Below are 7,756 nucleotides of genomic sequence, written 5' to 3'. Positions count from 1 at the left end.
GAGTATCAGGAAACCCATGTTCCGCGTCCTTGCCAGTCATAGCAGGGGCAAACCGGCCCCTTTGGTGAATGAAATGGTGTGGAGGGATGGTCACAGAACATTGCTCCAGCGTCGAGACTGCAAACGTTCAATCAGAAATGTCCCATCCAGCGCTTCCTGTTCGCCTCACGCCATGTCATGGATTGTCGCACCGGGCTCGCTTTGCTAGCGTGCCGGACATCAATTCCATCCGAGATTTCCAGATGCGCCCGTCGTTCGCCAGTTGGGGCCTGCTTGCCCTCCTGCTCCTGCAAGGCCCGTTGCTCCAGGCCCAGCCGCTGTCACCGGCTCTCCAGCAACTGTTGAGCCTGAGCAGCCAGCGTTTGCAACTAGCCGATCAGGTAGCCCAGAGCAAGGCCCAGTCGGGCAAGGCGGTACAGGACAGCCCGCGGGAAGAACAACAGTTGCAGATGCTCGCCGGACAAGCCGGGAGCCACGGGGTCGGCGCCGAGCAGGTGCGCCTGCTGTTCGCCGCGCAGATCGAGGCGAACAAGCTGGTCCAGTACCGCCTGCTCAGCCGGCCGCTACCGGACGCTGGCCAGGCGGTCGACCTGGAGCGCATCCGCAGCCGCCTCAATCAGCTCAACCTGGAGCTGCTGCGCGGCTACGCCCCGGCGCTCGCCGAACTGCGCGTCGACGACTGCCGGCCGAGGCTCAACCAGGCGCTGCAACGGCAGGTACGCGACGATCGCCTGGACGAGCTGCACGCCATCGCCCTGTCACGGGCGGCGGGCGATCTCTGTCACTGGGCCGCGCTCTGAAGCGCGGCCAGCGCATCGCGTAGTTCCTGCGGAATGGCCACCGGGCGGCTGCTTCGGCGCTCCACGAAGACATGCACGAAACGCCCGGCCGCGCAGGCCTCCCGCTGCCCTTCGAGGAACAAGGCCAGTTCGTACTGCACCGAGCTGCTGCCCAGGCGCGCCACCCGCAGGCCCATCTCGATCCGCTGGGGGAAGGCCACCGGCGCGAAATAGTCGCAGCTGGAACTGACCACCAGGCCGATCACTTCGCCGCCCTGGATATCCAGGCCGCCGCGCTCGATCAGGTAGGTATTCACCGCCGTGTCGAAGAACGCATAGTAGGTCACGTTGTTCACGTGTCCGTAGATGTCGTTGTCGTGCCAGCGCGTGGTGATCGGCTGGAAATGAAGGTACTGCTCGCGCAGCGGTCGCGGGGCGGTCGCCATGCCCGGTCCTCGTAGAAGGGATTCAGTATGCCGCGCGATAGATCGCCAGGGCATCCGCCTCGCCGACCTCGCGCGGGTTGTTGACCAGCAGACGCTGCTGGAGCATCGCGTCGGCGGCCAGGCGCGGCAGCATCGCCTCGTCCACCCCGGCGTCGCGCAAGCGGCTCGGCAGGCCGTTGCGCGGACTGAGCTGGGCCAGTTCGTCGATCAGCTGCACGGTAAGCGCGTCGCGATCGCCCGGACGCAAGCGGTCGCCCAGCAGCAGCGGCGCCAGCTCGGCATAGAGTCCAGCGGCAGCGGGAGCGTTGAAACGGATCACCTCCGGTAGCACCAGCGCATTGCTCAGGCCGTGGGGAATGTGGAAATGCCCTCCCAGCGGATAGGCCAGGGCATGCACCGCCGCCACCGGCGCATTGGCGAAGGCCTGCCCGGCCAGGCAGGCGCCCAGCAGCATGGCCTGGCGCGCCTCGCGGTCGCCGCCGTCGCCTACCGCGCGTTCCAGGTTGGCCGCCAGCAGGCGCAACGCCTCCCGCGCCAGCAGGTCGGACAGCGGGTTCTTCTTCAGTTTGCTGGTATAGCTCTCGATCGCATGCACCATCGCGTCGATACCGGTCGCCGCGGTGACCGCCGGCGGCAAGCCGAGGGTCAGGTCGGCGTCGAGCAGCGCCAGGTCGGGCAGCAAGTGGGGCGAGACCACGCCCATCTTGGAGGTCTCGCCGGTGGTGACGATGGCGATCGGCGTCACCTCGGAGCCGGTCCCGGCGGTGGTCGGCACCTGGATCAGCGGCAGGCGCGGCCCGCGTGCGTTGCCGACCCCGAAGACCTCGCCGAGCCCCTGCCCTGCTTCTGGGTGGGCGAGCAGCGCGACCAGCTTGGCTACGTCCATGGAGCTGCCGCCGCCGAAACCGACCACCAGCTCGGCAGCCATGCCCCGCGCCCGCCCGAGCGCGGCCTCGACCACCGCCTCGGGCGGATCGGCGAGCACCTGGTCGTACACCTCGACGGCCAGGCCCAGGCGCGGGAAGCCGGGCAGGATCGCATCCAGCAAGCCGAGCCGGGTGATCCCCGGATCGGTCACGATCAACACGCGGCGCGCCCTTCGCTCGCGGCAGAGTTCCGCCAGGCGGATGGCGGAGCCGGCCTCGCAGAGGATCTGCGCGGTAGTGGCGAAACTGAAAGCTTGCATATCGGTCTCCTTGGGCGAGACGCCCGTCAGAACGAGAAATGCTCCTCGGGCAGGGCCATCAGGCAGTCGGCGCCACCGAGCAAGGCTTCGCGGTGCATGCTCGCCCGCGGCAGGATACGCCGCAGGTAGAAATCGGCGCTGCGCAGCTTGGCCCGATAGAAATCGCCCTCGCCGGAGCCGCCGTCCAGCGCTTCCTGGGCTCGTGCCGCGGCTTGCAACCAGAGGGCCGCGAGCAATACGTAGGCGCTGTACTGGAGGAAGTCCACCGAAGTGGCGCCGATCTCCTGGGGATCGCGGGCGCAGGCCTCGAGTACCTGGCCGGTGAGCTGCCGCCACTCCTCCAGGCGTTGCAGCACCGGCTCAGCCAGTGGCGCCAGCGCAGCACGCCCTTGCAGCGCCTCGCTGGCCACCGCCAGTTCGCCTTGCAGCGCCAGCAGTTCGCCGCCCTGGTCGCCGAGCAGCTTGCGGCGGACCAGATCGAGCGCCTGGATGCCATTGGTGCCTTCGTATATCTGGGTGATGCGACTGTCGCGCATCAATTGCTCCATGCCCCATTCGCGGATGAAACCGTGACCGCCATAGACCTGTACGCCGAGGCTGGCGACTTCCTGGCCGACATCGGTAAGGAAGGCCTTGACGATGGGGATCAGCAGCGCTGCACGGCGCGTCGCCGCGCGCCGGCCGTCGGCATCCGGATGGCCGTGTTCCAGGTCGAGCTGGCGTGCGCAGCAGGCCGCCAGCATGCGGCAGCCTTCGACCAGGGTCTTCTGGGTCAGCAGCATGCGCCGCACGTCGGGGTGCACGATGATCGGGTCGGCGACCTTGTCCGGTGCCTGCGGGCCGACCAGGGCGCGCGACTGCAGGCGTTCGCGGGCGTAGCCGAGGGCGCCCTGGAAGGCCCGTTCGGCGATACCCAGGCCCTGCAGGCCGACCTGGAAGCGCGCGTCGTTCATCATCGTGAACATGCAGGCCAGGCCCTGGTTCGCCTGGCCCAGCAGCCAGCCCCTGGCGCCGTCGAAGTTCATCACGCAGGTGGAGGCGCCCTTGATCCCCATCTTGTGCTCGATGGCACCGCACCCCAGGCTGTTGCGCTCGCCCAGGGAGCCATCGGGATTGGCGACGAACTTCGGCACCAGGAACAGACTGATGCCCTTCACCCCGGCCGGCGCGTCCGCCAGGCGCGCCAGCACCAGGTGGACGATGTTCTCGGTGAGGTCCTGCTCGCCACCGCTGATGAAGATCTTGCTGCCGCTGATCGCGTAGCTGCCGTCGGCCTGCGCCTCGGCGCGGGTGCGCAGGAGGGCGAGGTCGGTGCCGGCCTGGGGTTCGGTCAGGCACATGGTGCCGGCCCATTCGCCGCTCACCAGCTTGCCCAGGTAGTCGCGCCGCAACGCCTCGACGCCATGCTTGTACAGGGCCAGCACGGCGCCCTCGGTCAGCCCCGAATAGACGCGGAAGGACAGGCTGGCGGCCATCAGCATCTCGTGGAAGCACGCGGAGACCATCTGCGGGAAGCCCTGGCCGCCGTACTCGGTGGGTCCGGTCATGCTCGCCCAGCCGTTCTCGCTGTACTGCCGGTAGGCTTCGCGAAAGCCGGTGGGGGTGGTCACCACGCCGTCCTTCAGCTTCGCGCCTTCCTCGTCGCTGTTGCGATTGAGCGGCGCCACCACCTGGCCGGTGTAGCGCGCGCCTTCCTCGAGCACGCCGTCGATCAGTTCGCGATCGATGCCGTTGCCCAGCAGTTCGCAATGCGCGCCGACATCGAACAGTTCATGGAGAACGAAGCGCATGTCGCGCAAGGGGGCCTGGTAATCCATCTCAGCGCACCTCCTGCAGGTCGGCGAAGGCTCCGCCCTCGGCGGCCAGGCGCTCGACCAGGGACGCCGGCTTCCAGCGCGCGCCGTGGCGCTGTTCGAGGAAACGCAAGCGTTGCAGCAGCTCGGCCGCGCCGAGGCGATCGGCCCAGGCCATGGGACCGCCCTCCGCGGCGGGGAAGCCGTAGCCGTTCAGGTAGACAGTGTCGATGTCGGCACTACGGGCGGCGATACCCTCGTCGAGGATCTTCGCGCCCTCGTTGACCAGCGCCAGCAGGCAACGCTCGAGGATTTCCTCGTCGGCGAAATCGCGCCGCGGGTAGCCCAGCGTCTCGGCAACCCGGAGCACCAGGGCATCCACCTCGGTATCGTGCTCCGCCTGGCGGCTGCCCGGCGCGTAGCGGTAGTAGCCGGCACCGCTCTTCTGGCCGAAGCGGCCCATCTCGCAAAGGCGGTTGTCCACCTGCACGGCCGGCTGGTCCTGGCCGACCCCGGCCAACTCGCGGGCGCGCCACTCAAGGTCGATACCGACCACGTCGTACATGCGGAACGGCCCCATGGCGAAACCGAACGCCTGGAGAGCCCGGTCCACCTGGTACGGCAGGGCGCCTTCCAGCAGCATCAGGCGGGCCTCGGTGGCGTAGGGTTCGAGCATGCGGTTGCCGATGAGCCGTGGCAGTTACCGGCCACCACGCTGACCTTGCCCATCCGCTCGCCCAGCGCCAGGGCCGCCTCCAGCACCGCCGGCGCGGTCTGCGCGCCGCGCACGATCTCCAGCAGCCGCATGATGTGCGCCGGGCTGAAGAAGTGCAGGCCGAGCACCTGACGCGGACGCGCGGTGACCGCGGCGATGGCGTCGATGTCCAGGTAGGAGGTATTGCTGGCCAGCACCGCGGAGGGCTTCAGCGCCGCGTCCAGCTCGCGGAAGATCGATTGCTTGAGTTCCAGGTTCTCGTAGACCGCCTCGATCACCAGGTCCGCCTCGCGCATCGCGGCGAGGTGCTGGACCGGCGTGATGCGGGCGCGGCGCGCGGCCGCTTCCTCTTCGCCGATGCACCCCTGGCGCACGTTGTGCGCGTAGGTGTCGGCCACGGCGCCGAGCGCCTGGTTGAGCATCTGCGGGTTGCTGTCCAGCCACTGCACGTCGAGACCGGCGTTGGCCAGGCACATGACGATACCGCGACCCATGGTGCCGGCGCCGATCACCGCGGCCTGGCGGAAGGAAAAGTTCTGGCTCATGCTCTTGTCCTCGTTGTAGCGAGCGCAGGAGGAACGGTGGACGAAACCTGGGGCAGTCCGACCGCACAAAAAGCGACCACTACCTTAGGGGAAGGTCGTACTATTTTTGAAATTTAGTCTTGTGATAGCTGGAATTCAGGCAGTGAATATCCAAACCTTCGACCTCAACCTGCTACGCGTCCTTGACGCGCTGCTGCGCGAACGCAACGTCTCGCGCGCGGCGGAGCGCCTGGCGCTGAGCCAGCCGGCAGTAAGCAATGCGCTGAACCGCCTGCGCGAGCTGCTCGACGACCCGCTGCTGGTCCGCGCCGGTCGTGCGATGCAGCCGACGCCCCGGGCGCTGGCGCTGGAAGCGCCGATCCGCGCGGCGCTGCGGCAGATCGAACAGAGCCTGGGCGACGGCGAGGGCTTCGATCCGGGGCGCAGCCGGCAGCGCTTCACCGTAGCGGTGACCGACTACGTCGAACTGATCTGCATGCCCGCCCTGATGCGCCACCTGAGTGAGCGGGCGCCGGGAATCTCCATCGCCATCCAGCACCTGACCCCGACCTTGCCGGCCGAGGCGCTGGACAAAGGCGAACTGGACCTGGTGCTAGGCCGCTTCGAAAACGTCCCGGCGCGCTTCCAGCGCCGCCATTGGGCCAGCGAGATCCTGCAACTGGTCGCCCGGCGTCAGCACCCGCTGCTGGCGCAGGCTCCCGACCTGGCCACCTTCCTGGAGCTGCAGCACCTGTGGGTGCACGGCGGGCAGACCAAGGGGATGGTCGACCAGTGGCTGGGCAGCCAGGGGCTCAAGCGGCAAGTGGCCTACACCACGCCGAACTACCTGCAGGCAGCGCACATCGCCGCGTACAGCGACCTGGTCGGCGTCCTGCCGCGACAACTGGCGCACTACTTCGAACGATTGCTGCCCCTGCAATCGTTCGACCTGCCGTTCGACCTCGGCCCGTTCCACCTGGAACTGGTGTTTCTGGCCCAGCGCGAACGCGACATCGCCCTGCAATGGCTGGTCGAACAGATCCGCCAGGTCGGGGCCGCCGGACCGGACTAGGGGAATCCGGGCAGTCAGAAGCGGTCGCGAATGACCAGTTCTTCCCGCGGCAGCTTGCCGCTGCGCGGCCAGGGTTCAACGGCCTTTTTCCCGACCGCGACCATCAGGCCGATCACATGGTTGTCCGGCAGGTTGATCAGCCGGGCCACGGCATCGAAGTCGAAACCATCCATCGGACACGAATCCAGGCCCTGGCCGCGGGCGACCAGCATCAGGGTCTGCGCCAGCAGGCCGCAGCTGCGCATGGCTTCGTCGCGCTGTACCTGGGGCTTGCCGCGGTAGTAGGTGTCGATGGCGCCTGCCATGAACGCCTGTACCGCCTCGGGAGCACCGTCCCAGACCCGCTGCGCGTTGCGCTCCCAACTGTCGAGCTGGGCGCACACCACCACCAGCATCGCCGCGTCGGTGACCTGCGCCTGGTCCCAGGCCACTTCACGCAACTGCACGCGCAATTGCGGATCGCTGACCTCGACCAGCCGCACGTGTTGCAGGTTGAAGGCGGAAGGCGCATGCAGCGCCAGGTCCAGGAGATGGTCCTTCTCTTCGCGAGTCAGGCTGAAGGATGAGTCGTAGCCCTTGATGGCACGGCGACTACGAACGGCGTCTTCGATATGCATGGGGAAATCCACTGCGAGGGAACAAAGGGGCGCCCACTCTAGGGCATTGGCGAGAAGATAAACCAGACTTCAATAAATCCGACGCAGCCCCACAGCAGCTACTTACAGAATTAAGACTAGGACTATTCCTAGGAAGGAATTTTCCTAAGGAATTGTCCTATATTCCACTCCAATGCCAGCGCCTGGGAGAGGGCCCCTCCCGGGACGCACGAACGCAGAAAAATAAGGATGAACTCACGTAGGAGTAAGCTCATGAACAGGATGGGCCAACTGGCTTTGTTCGGTCTTCTTGTAGGAACTTCCAGCAACCTGTTCGCCGCCCCCGGCAGCATCAGCGGCGTCATCCGCTTCACCGGCGCCATTGTCGAGCCACCATGCTCGATGAGCGCTCCCCGCCAAGACGAAAGCAAGGGCAGTTTCCACCTCAGTGGCTGTCCCATGCAGGCGCGCACCGCGGATGTCAGCATCCGTTCGATGAAGACCGGCGAGGTGCGCCACTTGCAACCCAGCGATACGGTCATCGGTGAACGGGATTTCTCGGCGCGCTATGAGCTGGCCGGAAGCGGTCGCCGCTCCGGCAACTACCTGATCACCGTCACCTACCCCTGACGTTCGCCCATGAAA

The 7,756-nt window shown here is 67.0% G+C and carries 7 protein-coding genes and 1 pseudogene; 3 read left to right on the top strand and 5 right to left on the bottom strand.

The features are described 5' to 3' along the window. The first annotated feature begins 242 nt into the window (after positions 1–242). A complete protein-coding gene (locus HMPREF2716_RS14160; protein WP_003118024.1) occupies positions 243–800 on the top strand; it encodes a chorismate mutase in 558 nt (185 codons plus the stop codon). Here the strand turns inward: HMPREF2716_RS14160 and HMPREF2716_RS14155 are convergent. The 4 genes and pseudogenes from HMPREF2716_RS14155 to HMPREF2716_RS14140 form a co-directional block, all read right to left on the bottom strand. Beyond that, the gene (locus HMPREF2716_RS14155; RefSeq protein ID WP_012614655.1) at positions 782–1,225 is read right to left on the bottom strand and encodes an acyl-CoA thioesterase; all 444 of its coding nucleotides are present in this window, start codon (positions 1,223–1,225) and stop codon (positions 782–784) included. The genes HMPREF2716_RS14160 and HMPREF2716_RS14155 overlap by 19 nt on opposite strands. Positions 1,226–1,247: 22 nt before the next feature. Next, positions 1,248–2,411 (bottom strand): iron-containing alcohol dehydrogenase, encoded by a 1,164-nt coding sequence (locus HMPREF2716_RS14150; protein ID WP_023518179.1) that lies wholly within the window; start codon positions 2,409–2,411, stop codon positions 1,248–1,250. Positions 2,412–2,437: 26 nt separating this feature from the next. Continuing rightward, positions 2,438–4,228, bottom strand: coding sequence for an acyl-CoA dehydrogenase C-terminal domain-containing protein (locus HMPREF2716_RS14145; protein ID WP_023518180.1), 1,791 nt, complete (start codon positions 4,226–4,228; stop codon positions 2,438–2,440). 1 nt (position 4,229) lies between these two features. Next, a pseudogene (locus tag HMPREF2716_RS14140) lies at positions 4,230–5,464 on the bottom strand (3-hydroxyacyl-CoA dehydrogenase NAD-binding domain-containing protein). Between the two features lie 142 nt (positions 5,465–5,606). Here HMPREF2716_RS14140 and HMPREF2716_RS14135 point away from each other — a divergent pair. Continuing rightward, on the top strand, positions 5,607–6,515 hold the full coding sequence (locus tag HMPREF2716_RS14135) for a LysR family transcriptional regulator (RefSeq protein ID WP_023115647.1): 909 nt from the start codon (positions 5,607–5,609) through the stop codon (positions 6,513–6,515). 14 nt (positions 6,516–6,529) lie between these two features. On the opposite strand, the gene HMPREF2716_RS14130 is transcribed toward HMPREF2716_RS14135, so the two are convergent. Then, on the bottom strand, positions 6,530–7,132 hold the full coding sequence (locus HMPREF2716_RS14130; protein WP_003100063.1) for a nitroreductase family protein: 603 nt from the start codon (positions 7,130–7,132) through the stop codon (positions 6,530–6,532). 252 nt (positions 7,133–7,384) lie between these two features. On the opposite strand from HMPREF2716_RS14130, the gene HMPREF2716_RS14125 reads away from it, so the two are divergent. Beyond that, positions 7,385–7,741 (top strand): fimbrial protein, encoded by a 357-nt coding sequence (locus HMPREF2716_RS14125; protein ID WP_003109981.1) that lies wholly within the window; start codon positions 7,385–7,387, stop codon positions 7,739–7,741. The last annotated feature ends 15 nt before the right edge of the window (positions 7,742–7,756 follow it).

It is taken from the genome of Pseudomonas sp. HMSC076A11, from assembly GCF_001810205.1.
GTDB lineage: Bacteria > Pseudomonadota > Gammaproteobacteria > Pseudomonadales > Pseudomonadaceae > Pseudomonas > Pseudomonas aeruginosa.
Note: the sequence above shows the minus strand (reverse complement) of the source record. Positions and strands in the feature narration are given on the sequence as shown.